Annotated in this window: 13 protein-coding genes; 3 read left to right on the top strand and 10 right to left on the bottom strand. The window is 74.1% G+C overall.

The features are described from left to right. Nucleotides 1-218: 218 nt before the first annotated feature. Nucleotides 219-749 (bottom strand): GNAT family N-acetyltransferase, encoded by a 531-nt coding sequence (locus ACIQUR_RS35095; RefSeq protein WP_403673403.1) that lies wholly within the window; start codon nt 747-749, stop codon nt 219-221. Nucleotides 750-1,056: 307 nt separating this feature from the next. Here ACIQUR_RS35095 and ACIQUR_RS35090 point away from each other — a divergent pair, with 307 nt between their 5' ends. Both ACIQUR_RS35090 and ACIQUR_RS35085 read left to right on the top strand, forming a co-directional pair. Next, nucleotides 1,057-7,269, top strand: a complete 6,213-nt coding sequence (locus ACIQUR_RS35090) for an RHS repeat-associated core domain-containing protein (protein ID WP_403673407.1) — start codon at nt 1,057-1,059, stop codon at nt 7,267-7,269. Nucleotides 7,270-7,283: 14 nt separating this feature from the next. Beyond that, on the top strand, nt 7,284-7,814 hold the full coding sequence (locus ACIQUR_RS35085; protein ID WP_403673401.1) for a hypothetical protein: 531 nt from the start codon (nt 7,284-7,286) through the stop codon (nt 7,812-7,814). 61 nt (nt 7,815-7,875) lie between these two features. Here ACIQUR_RS35085 and ACIQUR_RS35080 read toward each other — a convergent pair whose 3' ends face one another. From ACIQUR_RS35080 to ACIQUR_RS35060, 5 genes are all read right to left on the bottom strand, one after another. Beyond that, nucleotides 7,876-8,124 (bottom strand): hypothetical protein, encoded by a 249-nt coding sequence (locus ACIQUR_RS35080; protein ID WP_403673400.1) that lies wholly within the window; start codon nt 8,122-8,124, stop codon nt 7,876-7,878. A 97-nt stretch (nt 8,125-8,221) separates the two neighbouring features. Then, nucleotides 8,222-8,794, bottom strand: coding sequence for a GNAT family N-acetyltransferase (locus tag ACIQUR_RS35075; RefSeq protein ID WP_403673398.1), 573 nt, complete (start codon nt 8,792-8,794; stop codon nt 8,222-8,224). A 69-nt stretch (nt 8,795-8,863) separates the two neighbouring features. Next, a complete protein-coding gene (locus tag ACIQUR_RS35070; protein ID WP_403673396.1) occupies nt 8,864-9,289 on the bottom strand; it encodes an MmpS family transport accessory protein in 426 nt (141 codons plus the stop codon). Between the two features lie 61 nt (nt 9,290-9,350). Next, a complete protein-coding gene (locus ACIQUR_RS35065) occupies nt 9,351-9,929 on the bottom strand; it encodes a hypothetical protein (protein WP_403673394.1) in 579 nt (192 codons plus the stop codon). An 87-nt stretch (nt 9,930-10,016) separates the two neighbouring features. Next, a complete protein-coding gene (locus tag ACIQUR_RS35060) occupies nt 10,017-10,682 on the bottom strand; it encodes a class I SAM-dependent methyltransferase (RefSeq protein WP_403673392.1) in 666 nt (221 codons plus the stop codon). A gap of 249 nt (nt 10,683-10,931) precedes the next feature. On the opposite strand from ACIQUR_RS35060, the gene ACIQUR_RS35055 reads away from it, so the two are divergent. Continuing rightward, nucleotides 10,932-11,705: an SDR family NAD(P)-dependent oxidoreductase gene (locus tag ACIQUR_RS35055; protein WP_403673390.1), complete on the top strand. Its 774-nt coding sequence runs from the start codon at nt 10,932-10,934 to the stop codon at nt 11,703-11,705. Here the strand turns inward: ACIQUR_RS35055 and ACIQUR_RS35050 are convergent. The 4 genes from ACIQUR_RS35050 to ACIQUR_RS35035 all read right to left on the bottom strand — a co-directional run bounded on the left by ACIQUR_RS35050 (nt 11,659) and on the right by ACIQUR_RS35035 (nt 15,941). Continuing rightward, entirely contained in the window at nt 11,659-12,924 is a 1,266-nt protein-coding gene (locus ACIQUR_RS35050) for an anhydro-N-acetylmuramic acid kinase (protein WP_403673389.1), read from the bottom strand. The two genes, ACIQUR_RS35055 and ACIQUR_RS35050, sit on opposite strands and share 47 nt — an antisense overlap. A gap of 20 nt (nt 12,925-12,944) precedes the next feature. Continuing rightward, on the bottom strand, nt 12,945-14,171 hold the full coding sequence (locus tag ACIQUR_RS35045; RefSeq protein WP_403673405.1) for an MFS transporter: 1,227 nt from the start codon (nt 14,169-14,171) through the stop codon (nt 12,945-12,947). Nucleotides 14,172-14,232: 61 nt separating this feature from the next. Beyond that, on the bottom strand, nt 14,233-15,108 hold the full coding sequence (locus ACIQUR_RS35040) for a calcium-binding protein (protein ID WP_403673387.1): 876 nt from the start codon (nt 15,106-15,108) through the stop codon (nt 14,233-14,235). Between the two features lie 119 nt (nt 15,109-15,227). Next, complete coding sequence (locus ACIQUR_RS35035) at nt 15,228-15,941, bottom strand: HAD family hydrolase (RefSeq protein ID WP_403673385.1); 714 nt, start codon at nt 15,939-15,941, stop codon at nt 15,228-15,230. Nucleotides 15,942-16,211 lie beyond the last annotated feature (270 nt).

Here is a 16,211-nt window from a genome sequence, read left to right as displayed (position 1 = left end):
CCAACGCTCCGCGTTGACTCCCTCCTCCGCCTTGCGATCGCACGCACCAGGCCCCGCTCCCTGATCCGGCCTGATCCGAAAGACAGGGCCTAGGCGGGCGGGCCGCCCGCTGCTCCCCGGGCCCCGCCCGGCGGGACCGGCGTGTCGTTCCGTCACCCGGCGGCCCCGTCCGGCCGGACGCGCACGGTCCGGCCCGGTTCCCCGTCCGGCCCCGTCCCTCAGCCCACCCGCCGGGCCAGCACCTGGCCGGGCCAGCCGTCGGAGTCGAAGGACCCGGCCGGCGTGAAGCCGTTGCGCCGGTACCAGGCGACCAGTTCGCCCCCGCCGCCCGCCCAGCAGTCGACGCGCAGCAGGTCCACCCCGGCCCGGCGGGTCTCCTCGGCGGCACGGGCCAGCAGGGCGGCCCCGATGCCCCGGCCCGCGTGGGCCCGGTCGGTGACCAACAGCCGGACGTACCGCTCGGGTTCGCCGGCCGGCGGGACCGGCATCGCGGGGCTGGGGCCGGAGTCCAGGACGAGGACGCCGACCGGAGTGCCGTCCCGTTCCGCGACGAACGGGGCGTTCTCGGTGGTGTAGCGCAGGACCCTGGCCGGGCCGCCGGGCTTCTGGGAGTACGGGGTGGTGCCCCACTGCTCGGTGTTGCCCCGGGCGTTCATCCAGGCCACCGCCCCGTCGAGCATGTCCAGGAGGGCGGGCGCGTCGTCCGGGCCGCCGGGCCGGATCCGTATGCCGTTCGTGCTGTCGTCCACCCCCGGAGTCTAGGCCGGGCCACGCGGACCGGGCCGGGCGGGCGGCATCCGTAAACGATCACCAACGCGAACCCGTGGCCGAAATCACGTCAACATCCGGAACTATGACGTCCGTTTTACGACCGCTTTACTGCGGTTGCTGTGTTTTTCTGCCTCGATATCTTCGCTGCTGCATCGCACGGCCGGTGCAACAGCGAACACATGAGACCGAGGAAACATGACGGTTGACATACCCGCTCCGGAGGAGCGAGGTCGGCCGTGGTCCGGGGGGAGCCTGCGTCACGTCGCGGGCGGTCTCACCCTGGCCATGGTCATCGGACTGGCCGACGCCAGTGCCGCCAGCGCCCTGAGCGAGCGGGCCGCGGCCCCCGCCGCGGCCCCGAAGCCGACCGCCACGCAGGCCGCGGACATCCCGTCCGCCCGCGTCGCCGCCCGGCTGTCCGGCAAGCGCGTCGAGGCACTCTCCGAACGCACCGAAACCTCCACGACCTGGGCCAACAAGGACGGTTCGCTCACCTCCGAGCTGACCGCCGGCCCCATCCGCTTCCAGGACCCGCACACCGGCGACTGGCGCACCGTGGACCTGGACCTGCGCACCGGCGCCGACGGCTCCGTCGCCCCCGCGGCCCACCCGCGCGGCCTTCGGCTGGCCGGCCGGACCAAGGCGGCTCCGGCCGCCTCGCTCTCCGCCGCCCGCACCGCCCCGGCCACCGACCTGGTCACCCTGGGCACCGGCGACCAGCAGATCACCCTGCAGTGGCGGGGCGGCCTGCCCGCGCCCAGGCTGACCGGCACCCGTGCGGAATACCCCGAGGCCGTGCCCGGGGCCGACGTGGTGGTCGAGGCCACCCGCACCGGCTTCGAGCAGTTCGTGGAGATCAAGAAGAAGCCGGCCACCGGGGACTTCTCCTACACCCTGCCCCTCAAGGCCAAGGGCCTGACGGTGAAGCAGCAGGCGGACGGCAGCGTCCTCTTCACCGACCGGAAGAACAAGAAGACCGCGGTGATGCCGGCCCCCGTGATGTGGGACGCCACCGTGGACCCGGTCTCGGGCGAGCACACCCGCCGGGTCAGGGCCGGCCTGAAGGTGGTCCGCAACGGCTCCGCCGTCGACCTGGTCGTCACCCCGGACGCGAAGTTCCTGGCCGACCCGAAGACCGCGTACCCGGTGACCGTCGACCCGTCCACCTCCTCGCTGTCGAGCGTCTTCGACACGTACGTCCAGCAGGGGGAGACGGTCGACTGGTCCGGCGACACCGAGCTGGACCTGGGCAACCCCGGTACGAAGAACGCCGACGGCACCTGGCGCACCGCGCGCTCCTTCATCAGCTGGAACACCGCGAAGATCTCCGACGCGCTGGTGACCGACGCCAAGCTGTCGCTGTGGAACTTCCACTCCGGCAACACGGACTGCCTCGCCAAGCCGTGGGAGGTCTGGTCCGCGGGCGCCTCGTCCACCTCCTCGCGCTGGACCGCCCAGCCCGCGTGGACCGCCAAGAAGGCCACCTCCACCGAGACCAAGGGCAACTCCGCCTGCACGGCCGACGGCTGGATCAACGCCACCGTCACCACCCTGGTGCAGGAGTGGGCCTCGGCCCGCGCCTCGGTCTCCCACCTGGGCCTGCGCGCCTCCGACGAGACCGTCGTCGCCCAGTGGAAGCGGGTGAACTCCGCCAACGCGGCCTCGAACCCGCCCAAGCTGACGGTCACCTACAACTACCGGCCGCGCACCGGCACCAGGCAGGAGGCCGGCCCGCCGTACTTCTCCTACGGCGGCGCCTACACCGTCAACACGGTGACCCCGACCCTGCGCGACACCTTCGTGGACGCCGACGGCGACAAGGTCAACGGCACCTTCGAGGTCCGCGACGCGGCCACCGACACGCAGGTCGGCGGCTACCTCGTCTCTCCGTGGGTCCCCTCCGGCCAGGTCGCGTCCGTGACCGTGCCCGCGGGCGTGCTGACCAACGGCAAGACGTACAAGTTCCGCACGTCCCCGTACGACGGCGCCCACTACAACCTCGGCTGGTCGGCCTGGAAGACCTTCACGGTCGACACCGCCGCCCCCTCCGCCCCCACCGGCATCACCTCGACGGACTACCCGTCGAACGCCTGGGTCAAGGGCGCGGGCCAGGCCGGCGTCTTCACCGTCACCCCGAACGGCACCGACCACAACTGGCTGGAATGGTCGCTGGACGGCGTGACCTGGACCAAGGCCGCCACCGGCGGCTCGGCCGCGGCCAAGGCCCTCTCCGTCGCCCCGCCGAAGGACGGCACGCACACCCTCCAGGTGCGCCAGGTCGACAAGGCGGACAACAAGTCCGAGGCCGTGCAGTACACCTTCCACGCCGGGCCCGGCGGCTTCGTCGCCCCCGACGAGGGTGACCGCACCGCCCGCCGCCTGCCCCTGACGGCGGAGGCGGACGGCACCAGGTACGACCGCGTGTCGTTCTCCTGGCGCCGCTCCGAAGCCGACCCGTGGGTGCAGATCCCCGCCGGCCACGTCACCGCCGGCGGCACCGCCCTGACCGCCTGGCCGGCCGTCCTCACCGGCGGCAAGAGCCCCGCGCTCGTGTGGAACGCCACGGACACCGTCAACCCCGACGGCACCGTGCAGATCAAGGCCGACTTCACCGGCCCGAACTCCGCGGCCGGCGCCACCCAGCCGCTGACCGTCACCGTGGACCGCAACGCCTCGGGCGCCGCGACCACCGAGGTCGGCCCCGGCTCGGTGAACCTGCTCACCGGCGACTACGGCCTGTCGGCCACCGACGCCTCCGCCTTCGGCATGTCGGTCACCCGCACCGCGTCCTCGCGCACCCCGGACAAGGGCGCCACCCAGGAGGGCCAGGCGCCGGTCTTCGGCCCCGAGTGGGTGACCGGAACGGTCGCCGAGCTCACCGAGTCCGACTACTCCCACCTGCGGAAGATCTCCGACACGGCCGTGGCCGTGGTCGACTCCGAGGGCGAGGAGACCCACTTCACCGCCAACGCCGCGCGCACCGGCTGGATCGCCGAGCCCGGCGCGGAGCACCTCACCCTCACCGGCAGCGTGACCGGTTCGTTCACGCTGACCGACAACGAGGGGACGGTGACCGCCTTCGCCAAGCCGGACCCGTCCGTGCCCACCTGGCAGGTGTCCAGCACCCTCGAGGACGGCCTGGGCAACTCCGCGACCACCGTGGTCTCCGAGCGGACCGACGTCGCGGGCAAGGCCCTGGCCCGCCCCAAGTGGATCATCGCGCCGAGCTCGGCGGTCACCGCCTCCGCCTGCGCCGCCGCCCCGGCGACCAAGGGCTGCCGGATGATGGAGTTCGTCTACGCGACCTCCACGACGGCCGCCGCCGGCGCCCTCGGCGACTACACCGGCCGCGTCAAGGCCGTCCGGCTGTGGGCCACCGCGCCCGGGGCCGCCGCCTCCACCGCCCAGGACATCGCCTCCTTCGCGTACGACGACTCCGGCCGCCTGCGCGAGACCTGGAACCCGCGGGTCACCCCGGCGCTGAAGACCGCGTACACCTACGACGCCGCCGGCCGGGTCACCACCCTCACCCCGCCCGGTGAGCTGCCGTGGACCTTCACCTACGGACAGGCGGGCAACGCCGACACCGCGGGTGCCGGCATGCTGCTCAAGGCGTCCCGTCCCGGCCTCCAGCAGGGCACCGCCGACGTCGCGTCCGGCACGGCCGCCACCTCCGTGGTGTACGACGTGCCGCTGACCGGCGGCGCGGCCCCGTACGCGATGGGTGCGCCGGACGTGAAGGGATGGGGCCAGCTCGACGCCCCGACCGACGCCACGGCCGTCTTCCCGGCCGACGCCGTCCCGTCCTCGCACAGCGGCTCCTCGCTGGGCTCGGGCGACTACGGCCGCGCCACGCTGCACTACCTCGGCGTCTCCGGCCGCGAGGTCAACTCCGCCTCCCCCGGCGGGCACGTCACCACCACCGAGTACGACCGCTTCGGCAACACCGTGCGCGAGCTCTCGGCGGCCAACCGTGCCGTGGCCCTCGGCACCACCGCCGCGGACCGCACCACCCAGGCGGAACTGGGCATCGCCCAGCTCACCTCCGCCGAGCGGGGCGACCTGCTGGCCACCCGGTCCGTGTACAACGAGACCGGCACCCGGGAGCTGGAGGAGTTCGGCCCGCTGCGCCGGGTCGACCTCACCGCGGACCTCAAGTCCGGCTCCACCGTCCTCGTCCCGGCCGGCACCCCGGTGACCGCCCGCTCGTGGACCGTCACCGAGTACGACGCAGGCCGTCCCACCGACGGCACGGCGAAGGTCAGGGACGTGGCCACCAAGGTGACCACGGGCGCCCAGGTGCGCGAGCACCCGTCCGTGCAGGGCGAGGCGCGCGTCACGCAGACGACCTACGACTGGGCCAAGGGCCTGCCGACCCAGACGGTCAAGGACCCGGGCGGCCTCGCCATCACCGAGGCCACCGAGTACGACGCCCAGGGCCGGGTCGTGAAGCAGCTGCTGCCCGGTGCCACCGGGACCGACGCGGGCACCCGCGTCACCACGTACTGGTCCGGCACCGGCACCGGCGCCTGCCAGGGCCGGCCGGAGTGGGCGGACCTGGTCTGCTCCACCGGTCCGGCGGGCGCGGTCACCGGCGGCGGCGCCAACCCGTCGCAGCTGCCGACCACCACCACCGAGTACGACTGGTACGGCAACCCGGCCGTGGTCTCCGAGACCGCGAACGGCGTCACCCGCACCACCACCTCCACCTACGACGGCGCGGGCCGGGTCACCAAGACCTCGGTCACCGGCGGCGTGGGCCAGGCGGTGCCCGAGATCACCACCGAGTACGACCCGGCGTCCGGCAAGGCCGTCAGGGCGACCTCCCCGACCGGCGGCACCATCACCGAGGCGTTCGACAGGCTCGGCCGCCAGATCTCGTACACCGACGCCGACGGCGGTGTCACCACCACCGAGTACGACCTGCTGGACCGTCCGGTCAAGGTGTCCGACAACGTGCCGTCGACCGTGACGTACACCTACGACACGGCGGTCGAGCCGCGGGGCATGGCCACGAAGACCACCGACTCCGTCGCCGGCACCTTCGAGGCCCGGTACGACGCGGACGGCTCGGTCACCACGGAGAAGCTGCCGGGCGGCTACACCCTGACCGTCACCGAGGACCCCACCGGCTCGCCGGTGGACCGGACGTACCGGAAGGACGGCGACGGCACGGTCGTCTACTCCGACACCGTGACCGAGTCCGTCCACGGCCAGGTCACCTCGCACGCCGGCTGGTCCGACCAGGTGTACGGCTACGACGCGGCGGGCCGTCTGGTCTCGGCCGCCGACACGTACGCCACCGAGTGCACGAAGCGCACGTACACCTTCGACGCGCGCACCAACCGCAAGTCCCGCACCACCGCCACCGGCACGCCGGGCGCGGACTGCCCGGCCTCCGGCGGCACCACCGTCAGCCACACGTACGACAGCGCCGACCGCCTGGTCGACGCCGGCTACGCGTACGACGCCTTCGGCCGCACCACCGCGCTGCCCGGATCCACGTTCGGCCACTACGCCAACGACCTGGTCCACCAGCAGACCTCGGGCGGCCGGCGGCAGACCTGGCAGCTGGACTCCAACCAGCGCTTCCGCTCCTGGAAGGTGGAGACCGGCAGCGGGCAGACCTGGACGCAGACCGCCTCCAAGGTCAACCACTACGACGGTGACGGCGACAACCCGCGCTGGATCACCGAGGACACCGCCACGGGCACCGTGACCCGCAACGTGGACTCGGCCTCCGGCGACCTCGGCGCCACCACCACCAAGACCGGCGACACCGTGCTCCAGCTCGCGAGCATCCACGGCGACGTGGCCCTGCAGCTGCCGCTGGACACCGCCAAGGCGCCGGTCGCGCTGGACTCCGACGAGTACGGAAACCCGCGCGCGGGCCAGGAGGCCACCCGGTACAACTGGCTCGGCGCCAAGCAGCGCTCCACCGAGACCCTCACGGGCCTCACCCTGATGGGCGTACGGCTGTACAACCCGCAGGCGGGCCGCTTCCTGTCGCTCGACCCGGTGTACGGCGGCTCGGCCAACGCGTACGAGTACACGAACGCCGACCCGCTGAACCAGTACGACCTGGACGGCCGGTGGAGCTGCGGCTGGTGCAAGAAGGCCGGCCGCTGGGCCTGGAAGAACAAGTGGAACATCGGGGCGGCGGCGCTGACCTTCGCGCCCGGCGGCCAGTTCATCGCCGCCGCGCGGTTCGGCTACACGGCGTACCGGGCCTACCGGCTGGCCAAGACCGCGAAGTTCGCCTCCCGGGCGCTGCGCTCGGGCCGCTACGGCGGCCTGAGCTACCGCTACGGCAACATCAGCGTGGCGAACTACGGGCGGGCGAAGAACGCCTGGCAGCGCGGAACGGCCGCGGGGCGCTGGAACCACCAGGGCCGCCGGGTCAAGATCGGGTGGAACTACAACCGGTTCGCCAACCGGCCCACCTTCCGCATCGGCTGGCGCTGGCGCAACAAGCCCCGGCACTTCACCCTGTTCTGAGGAAGGCTGGGGCCATGACCGCCATGAACCACCTGCAGTACCTGCACACCGATCCGGACCTCAACGCCCGGGACGAGCCGACGGAGCGTGAGCGCGAGCTGATCCTGGCGATCGACGCGCTGCTGGCCGCCGCGGACCCGGCCGGGATCGTCCGGGACGAGGCCCAGTGGTACCTCGGCACCGCGCTGGAGGGCGAGGACGCCCTGGAGCTGAACCTGTCGCTCGGCTGGGACCGGGAGACCGCCCTGCGCGTGCTCCTGGCCGGCGGGTCGTTCGCCCTCGGCTGGGGCGGTGAGCTGGGCGAGAGCCCCGTCCTCACGTCCTTCCGGGCGCAGTCGCCGTCGGTCGGCGAGATGACGGCCGCGTTCGAGGCGGAGCTCTCGCGGGAGATCCGGATCACCGGGGGCCGCCGGCTGTTCGGCGGTGCCTCGGAGCTCCACGTACGGGCCGGCGACGGCTGGGTCGACCTGCTGCGCGGCGGTGCGCCGTCGCAGGAGCGGCAGCTGGAGCGGGCGTCCCGCGAGGTGACGCTCCGCACCGTCTGACCGGAACCGGACCGGTGGGAACCGAGGGCCCCGGCGCGTGTGCGCCGGGGCCCTCGGCACGTCACGAACCCGCGACGTGGCCCGGTACCGGGGGCGGTTCGGCGGCCCAGACGTCGGGGCCGCCGCCGCGCCAGTCGACGAGGAGGGGGTCCTCCAGGTAGATGTCGTCCCGGTGCAGGCCGGACCGCTCCAGGAGCAGGATGAGGTCCTCGGTCCCGTAGACCGGACCGAGCAGCCCGCCGTCGACTCGTACCCGGCGCCCGCCGCCTTCCTCGGGCGGGTAGACCACCACACGCTGCTTCGCACTCATGGCACCAGCGTCGGGCCCGCGCGGCCGGCCCGCACCCCGAGGGGGCGGGCGTCACACCGCGTCACCGTCACCGGCGCGGTCGCCGTCGCCGTCACCATCACCGGAGGTCGAGGCGCATCACGACGCGGGGGTGGCCGGCCAGGACCGAGGTGGTGTCGGCGGCATGGGTGAAGCCGGCGCGCTCGAAGTTCCGGCGCAGTCCGGCGTAGGCCATGGTGAGGTCGACCTTCGCGTCGCCGTTGTCGAGGGGGTAGGCCTCGACGGCCGGGGCGCCGTGGGCGCGGGCGAAGTCGACGGCGCCGGCGATGAGGGCGTGCGAGATGCCCTGCTTGCGGTGGCCGGGGCGGACGCGGATGCACCACAGCGACCAGGCGGGCAGGTCGTCGACGTGCGGGATCGTGCGGCTGCGGGCGAAGGAGGTGGCGGAGCGCGGGGCGACGGCGGCCCAGCCGACGGGCTCGTCGCCGTCGTAGGCGATCACGCCGGGGGGCGGGTCGGCGCGGCACAGTCCGGCCACGTGCTCGCCGCGGGCGGGGCCGCGCAGCTCGTTGTTGAGCTTGGCCGGGATGCGGTAGCTGAGGCACCAGCAGACGTTGGCGTCCGGGGACTTCGGCCCGACCAGGGTCCTGACGTCCTCGAAGACCGTCGCCGGGCGCACTTCGATGCTCATGCGCCCACCCTGCCACGTCCCGCACGGGGCGGGTGGCAGGGTGGGCGAAGTGCCGGTGGGGCAGGCCGGTCAGTTTGCGATCGGAGACACCGCGACGCAGGCACCGGCGGTCGCGAGGCCCTGGGCGGTCTGCTCGGCGATCACCTTGCCCTTGTGGGTGATCTTGCACGCGACCTCGGCACCGGTGACGTCGGCCGCGACGGGCATGACCGAGGCGGGCATGATGCCGCGCAGGGTGACCGTCTTCTTCCACGGGAGCGCGACGCCCTTGACGGTCTCCATCTTCGGCGCGGTGGCCGTGCCGCCGCCGGCCGCGAACTCGATGTGCTCGACGCCCTTGCCGGTCACCTCGTACGTCACCTCGTAGGTCTCGTCGACCGCCTTGTCGATCGCCTTGTCGACCTGGCTGGTGGCCTCGGAGGCGGAGCAGGCGGTCACGCCGGCCAGCAGGACGGCGGCAACGAGGGCGGTACGGGCGGACCTGGAGCTGAGCACGGGTGTTCCTTAGGGAGCGATCAAGACGACACGCGTACGCAATCGCAAAAGATCGGCAAAGTCAAGCCCGGGCGGCGTGGCAGCGCGACCGCTCGGCGTCCGTCAGGGGGCCGGTGCGCTGGTAGACGCGGTCGGGCAGGCCCCGGGCCGGGCCGTCGAAGGTCCCGGTGAAGGTCTGGGCCCGCCCGTCGCCGTCGGTGACGGTGAAGGTGGCGGTGCCGGACTCGCTCGCGCGCTCCACCTCCACCCAGGACGCCTCGCCGGGCCTGACCTGCTCGTTGAGGGACCGGTCCGTGTACTCGCTCCAGGTGAAACGGGCGGGCCGCCGCGTCCCGTTGGCCGCCTTGCCCGCGGCGAAGTCGGCACGCCCGGGCCGCGTGCCGCTCAGCGAGCGCTGGCGCTCCACCGTCTGCCGGGTGCAGTTGACGTACACGTCGCCCTCCTGGTGGGCCGGGCCGTACCGCCGCTCGCTCGCGGTGACGGCCACCTGGACCGTGCACGGCCAGCTGCCCTTCGCGTCCCAGCACTCCCCGTACAGGCCGCTGTCGAGGTCCGCCGCGTGGGCGGGGGTGGGGGCGGCCGGGGCGAGGAGCAGCGCTGCGCTCGCGGCGGCCAGGGCCGCGGTGATGAGGGTTCGCATGATCCGCTCAACGCCGCGTGGAACGGGGTGCGTTACGCGCGCACGGCGACCACCACCCCAACGGCCCAACGGCCCGGCGCACCGGGGTCACGGACGGCGCGCGGCGTCCTGCCCGGTGCCGGGGCCGGGGCGGAGCGCGCGGACGAAGAGGTGCTCCTCGGGTCCGGCGACCGGGCTGTCGGGCTGGAAGACGGCCGTGTGCTGGTGCAGCACGGTCAGGCCGAGCCGCTCCATCCGGGCGATGCAGTCCTCGGCGGTGAGGCTGCTGACGTTCATCTGCCGGCCCATCCAGGTGATCGGCGCGTCGCGCAGGTCGCCGGGCACGGTGGCGAACAGCAGGTGGCCGCCGGGCTCGATCCAGGAGGCGATGCGTTCGAGGGAGGAGGTCACGTCCTCGTACGACATGACGAGCAGCGGGAAGAAGGCGCAGACGGCGTCGAAGCGCCGCTCCGGCCGGTACGTGCGGACGTCGGCCACCTCGAAGGTGGCACCCGGCACCTGGGCGCGGGCGAGGGCGACCATGGCCGGCGAGACGTCGATGCCGGTCACCCGGCAGCCGGCCGCGGCCAGGACGGCGGCGACGGGCCGCCCGGTGCCGGAGCCGACGTCCAGCACGGCCGCCCCGGCCGGCAGCCGGGCCACCAGCCATTCCAGTGCCGCGTCCTGCCCCGGCAGCCGGGCGAAGGCCCGCTCGTACTCCCCGCCCAGCCCGTCGAAGACCTCGGCCGCCGACATCGCACCCTGCTCGTCCACCGCGCACTCCCCACGCTCTCGCCACAGCGCGGCACACCCGCACCGCGGCACCGCCGTACCGGTCGTCATCCGACGGCCCAGCACCTACCACACCCCGCCCCCGTACGAACCCGGCCGCACCGCCGGCCCACCCCAACGGGGCCGGCCGGCACCCGTGCCGGTCAGCGCGCGGCCGGCCGGGTAACCCCGGCGCTCCGGCCGTCGTTGCCGTGCCGGCAGAGGTGTCCGGGGGGACGTGGAGGGTGGTGCGTGGTGGAGCTGTTCCGTCTCGCCGGAGCGTCGTGTCTGGTCACCGGCGCGGCCAGCGGCATCGGGCGGGCCACGGCCGGGCTGTTCGCCCGGATGGGGGCCCGGGTCACGGCCTCCGACGTGGACGCCGAGGGCCTGGAGTCGCTGCGGCGGGACTGCGCGGGCGCGGTCCACGCGCCGGTGCCGGTCGTCGGGGACGTGTCGGACGCCGCGGACGCCGAGCGGATGGTCGGCACCGCGGTGCGGGAGCACGGGCGGCTGGACGTACTGGTGGCGAACGCGGGGATCATCCCGCTCTCCGACGTCCTGGAGACCAGCCCGGAGGACTGGGACCGGGTGATGGCGGTGGACGGCCGGGGCATGTTCCTGACCTGCAAGTACGCCATCGCCCAGATGGCGTCGCAGGGTTCGGGCGGGGCGGTGGTCTGCGTGTCGTCCGTGTCCGGTCTGGCCGGTCAGGCGCGGCAGGCGGCCTACGGGCCGGCGAAGTTCGTCGCCACGGGCCTGACGAAGCACCTGGCCGTCGAGTGGGCGGCGCGCGGCATCCGGGTCAACGCGGTCGCGCCCGGCACGATCCGCACCGAGCGGGTGCAGCGGCTGGACGACGAGCCCGGCGGCCCCGAGTACCTCGAGCGCGTCGTCGCCATGCACCCGGCCGGACGCCTCGGCGAGCCGGACGAGGTCGCCCGGGCCATCGCCTTCCTGGCCTCGGACGCCGCCTCGTTCGTCACCGGGGCGGTCCTGCCGGTGGACGGCGGGTACCTGGCCCAGTAGGCCGGCTGCCGGGTGCCGGACCGGGCCCTCGAGGGGCCGTGCCGGCCGGGGTGACGACGAGCGCACGGGGCTCCGCCCGTACCGCGGGCGGCAGCCGGAGCGGGTGCCGGCCGGGGGTCAGGGAGCCCAGCACCCGGGGGCCCGACGCCCCCGTGCAGGGCGGTGCGTTGCCCGGCAGTCCCAGGAGCGTGAGGAAGCCGAGTACGGCGAAGGCGTACGCCTCCTTCGCCTGTGCGGGGAGGCCGAGTTCGTCGGACGTGCGGAGGGCGGTGGCGCCCAGTTCCCGCCGGAGCCGGGCGGTGAGCACCGGGTTGCGGGACCCGCCGCCCGAGAGGATCACCTCGGTGGCGCCGAGCGGGTGCACCGCCCGGGCGACGGTCCTGGCGGTGAGCAGGGTGAGGGTGGCGACCACGTCGGGGGACGGCCCGGGGAGACCGGCCGCGGCCAGGGCGGCGCGCAGGTGGCCGCCGTGGAACAGCTCCCGGCCCGTCGTCTTGGGCGGCGGCAGGCGGTAGTACGGCTCGGCGAGCAGGACGTCCAGGAGCCGCTCGTCGCATTCCCCCGCCGCGGCGATCCGGCCGTCCACGTCGTGGCCGAGGCGCCCGCCGGTCAGCTCCCGTACGGCCGTGTCGATCAGCGTGTTGCCGGGGCCCGTGTCGAAGGCCACCGGCGGGCCGCCGGCCGGGAGTGCGGTGAGGTTGGCGATGCCGCCGACGTTCAGCGCCACGGGTACGCCCGGCCGGCCCCGGAGCCACAGCAGGTCGACCAGGCTCACCAGGGGCGCGCCCTGGCCGCCGGCCGCGATGTCGCGGGGGCGGAAGTCGGCGACGACCGGGCGGCCGGTGGCCTCGGCGATCCAGGCGGGCTGGCCGAGTTGGAGGGTGCCGTGCACGCGGCCGTCCTCGGCCCAGTGGTACACGGTCTGGCCGTGCGAGGCGACGAGGCCGGCGGTGCCGCCGCACAGTTCGCGGTCGGCGAGGACGGCGGTCTCGGCGAAGGCCCGGCCGATGAGGGTGTCGAGCCGGCACACCTCGCCCGTCGTCACCGCGCCGTCGGGCGCCAGCGCCCGGAGCAGGAGGTCCTGGAGGCCGGGCGGGTACGGGCGGCTGACCATGCCGAGCGGGGTGAGGCGCAGGACGCCGTCGTCGACGGCGAGTTCGGCGGCGGCGGCGTCGATCGCGTCGCAGGACGTGCCGGACATCATGCCGATCACGCGCACGGGGGCCTCCGGAGGGTGGGTCATCGCAGCGGCCGCCGGTGGTCGTCGCGGCCCAGCGTGCAGAGGAAGGGCAGGCTCAGGGCGCACGCCGCGGCCGCGTACAGGGCGGGCACGTCGGTCCGGCCGGTCCACTCGGCGGTCCTGGTGATGACCAGTCCCGCGCAGCCGGCGAACAGGGCGTTGGCGAGCGCGTACGCCGTACCGAGCCCGGTGCAGCGCACCCGGGCCGGGAACATCTCGGCCAGCATGGCGGGTCCCGGGCCGGCCAGCAGCCCGACGAGCACACCCGCGGCCAGCACGGCCGCGGCCTTGGCGGTGGCGGGCTGTCCGGGGTCGCGGAGGACCGCGAACAGCGGTACGGCCAGCACGACGACCAGCACGGTCCCGCTGAGCAGCACGGCCCGCCGCCCGAACCGGTCGCTCAGGACGCCGGCGGGCACGATCGCGGCGGCGAAGGCGGTGTTGGCCAGCACGGTGGCGAGCAGCGCGTCCCGGTACGAGGCGCCGAGCGCGGTCTGGAGGTGCGAGGGGAGCACGACGAGGAAGGCGTACCCGGCCCCCGACCAGCCGACGATCCGCCCCGCACCGAGCAGCACGTCACCCGGCCGCAGCCGCCGGTCCGGGCCCGCGCCGTCCGGGCGGAACTCCGGGGTCTCCGGCAGCCGTAGCCGCAGCGCCAGGGCGGCCAGGCCGAGGGGCAGGGCGAGCAGGAAGGCGACGCGCCAGCCCCAGGCGTACAGGGCGGGCTCGGGCAGCGCGACGGCGAGCGCGGCCGCCGTACCCGCGCCGGCCAGCAGGCCCAGTGCCACGGTGCAGGACTGCCAGGACCCGTACCGGCCGCGGCGGCCGGGCGGTGCGAACTCCGTCAGCACGGACACCGCTCCCCCGAACTCACCGCCCGCGGAGACCCCTTGGAGCACCCGCAGCGCGGTGAGCGCGACGGGCGCCGCGACGCCCGCGGTGGCGTGGGTGGGCAGCAGGCCGATGGCGGCGGTGGCGAGCGTCATCAGCGTGACGGCCGTGACGAGCGCGGGCCGCCGCCCGACGCGGTCCCCGAGCCGGCCGAGGAGCAGCGCGCCGAGCGGACGGAAGAAGAAGGCGAGGGCGAAAGCCGCGTAGGTGGCGACCAGCGGGCCGGTGCCGCCACCCGAGGCGGGGAAGAACACGGCGGCCAGGACGGGGGCGAAGTACCCGTAGACGCCGAACTCGTACCACTCGACGAAGTTGCCCGCGCCGCCCGCGATCAGGGCCCGCCGCCCGGCGAACGGACCGGTGCTCCCCGCCCGGGCGCCCGCAGCGAAACCGGGGTTACGGGATGTTGGTGGCGTTCTCACAGGCCAGGGCGATGTCGTCGCCGTCCTTGCCGTCGCAGGTGTCGGCGGTGTCCGCACCGCCGTCGAGCACGTCGTTGCCGCCCTCGGCGGCCACGGGTGCCGCCGCCGCGGGCGCCGCCCCGGTGGCCGGGGCGGGCGTCGGACGCGGCGGGCGGGACGCCGGAGTGCCGGAGTCGGCCTCGTCGCGGCCGTGCGCGATGCGGCCGGAGTTGCTGTCCCCGATGAGGTCGTCCTTGCCGGGGCCGCCCACCAGGACGTCGTTCCCGCTGCCCGTGGCACGGGACTCGGCCGAGGAGTCGCCGGTCATCTGGTCGTCCCCGGCACCGCCGTCGAGGATGTCGTTGCCGCCGCCGGAGGCGTCGATCCCGCCGCGGCTGTCGCCGACCATGTGGTCGTCGCCGTCGCCGCCGTACACGATGTCGTTGCCACCGCCGGAGGCACTCGCCCCGAACGCGATGCTGTCGCCGCCGACCCGGTCGTCGCCGGGCCCGCCGAAGACGATGTCGTTCCCGCCGCCCTCCACCGGGGTCCGGGTGGAGATCAGGTCACCGCGCACCAGGTCGCCGCCCTCACCACCGTCGACCTGGTCGTTGCCGAGACCTCCGGCGAGGGTGTCGTCGCCACCGAGTCCGCAGATCAGGTCGTTCCCGGCACCGCCGTCCACGACGTCCGCACCCGCAGACCCGATGATCACGTCGTCGCCCGCGGTGCCCGTGATCGTCCCCGAGCCCGTCAGCGTGGCAGCCCGTCCGAAGCAGAGGTTCTCCTCGGCTCCGACGGCCGAACCCGGCATGGCCAGGGCAACGAGCACGACGGCCGTGGCCACCGTCAGGGATGTGCGCCGGTTCATGGCAGCCTCCGGTCTCGCCGGGCCGCCGTTCGGCCCCGGGATCGCCATGGACCCTAAAACGCCAAACCGCCCCATTCAACGACATCCACACACATAACCCCCTCTCCCCCCTATTGGCCCTAAGCGGTCACCGCGGCAAAGGGACTCGAATCGATCCCCCGCAGCAGCTCCCCGGGCCCCCGGTACACGGTGACCGGCCCCGCGGCCGTCAGCTCCGCCTCCGACACCCCACCGGTCAGCAGCCCGACACAGGCGACACCGGCACGGGCCGCGGCCTTCACGTCCCACACGGTGTCACCGACGAACACCGCCTCCCCGGCCTCGACCCCGGCCAGCTCCAGAGCCCGTTCGACCAGCTCGGGAGCAGGCTTGGTGGACTCCACGTCATCGGCCGACGTGGCACCGTGCACGACATCGTCGACGCCGAGCGCCTTCCGGATGGCCGCCACCTCGTCCGCCGACGCAGAACTCGCAAGAACGACCCGCATCCCCCGCGCGGCAACGGCGCGCACCAGATCACGCGCTCCACCCAGCACAGGCAGCGCGTCGAACCAGGTGGCATACAGAGCATGATGGGCGTCGTCGAGCGCCTGATCCTCCCGATGGTCGTGCCCCGCACCCAGCACATGGTCGAGAAGCCGGTCACCCCCCATCCCCACAGCCCGGTGGATCTCTGCCATCGGAACGTCGTGCCCATGCTGGTGCAGGGCCTGCCACCAGGTCAGGGTGTGCAGATAGTTGGTGTCGACAAGCGTCCCGTCCAGGTCGAACAGAGCAGCCCGCGGCCGTACGGGCCCAGCGGTCGTACGGTCTCGATCGATGGTGCTGGTCATGGGAAGGACTCCGCTTCACGCACAGGGGCCACGGCGACGCAGTACACCCCGCGCCTGCCCGACCGACACGGCTCCATGCCCCTCCCCCCACTCCCCCTCCCCCTCCCCCCTCCCCCACTCCCCCCTCCCCCGCACAACCCTTGGCTGCCCTGGTGGGTCGTGTGGTGTGTGGGGGAGGTGCTTGAGGCGTCGTGGCAGGCTGGACCGGAGGCAGGCCCGGGCCTGGGGTGGCCGAAGGCCAGGGCGAAGCCCCAAAGCCCCAGGGGTGGG

The sequence above is a fragment of the Streptomyces sp. NPDC101132 genome (assembly GCF_044759225.1).
Taxonomy (GTDB): domain Bacteria; phylum Actinomycetota; class Actinomycetes; order Streptomycetales; family Streptomycetaceae; genus Streptomyces.
The sequence above is the reverse complement of the archived record's forward strand: the minus strand, read 5'-3'. Positions and strand labels throughout refer to the sequence as shown.

Coding starts and splice junctions, on each gene's coding strand:
- ACIQUR_RS35090 (WP_403673407.1), top strand. CDS start 1,057: ATGGTCATCGGACTGGCCGACGCCAGTGCCGCCAGCGCCCTGAGCGAG.
- ACIQUR_RS35085 (WP_403673401.1), top strand. CDS start 7,284: ATGACCGCCATGAACCACCTGCAGTACCTGCACACCGATCCGGACCTC.
- ACIQUR_RS35080 (WP_403673400.1), bottom strand. CDS start 8,124: ATGAGTGCGAAGCAGCGTGTGGTGGTCTACCCGCCCGAGGAAGGCGGC.
- ACIQUR_RS35075 (WP_403673398.1), bottom strand. CDS start 8,794: ATGAGCATCGAAGTGCGCCCGGCGACGGTCTTCGAGGACGTCAGGACC.
- ACIQUR_RS35065 (WP_403673394.1), bottom strand. CDS start 9,929: ATGCGAACCCTCATCACCGCGGCCCTGGCCGCCGCGAGCGCAGCGCTG.
- ACIQUR_RS35040 (WP_403673387.1), bottom strand. CDS start 15,108: ATGAACCGGCGCACATCCCTGACGGTGGCCACGGCCGTCGTGCTCGTT.
- ACIQUR_RS35035 (WP_403673385.1), bottom strand. CDS start 15,941: ATGACCAGCACCATCGATCGAGACCGTACGACCGCTGGGCCCGTACGG.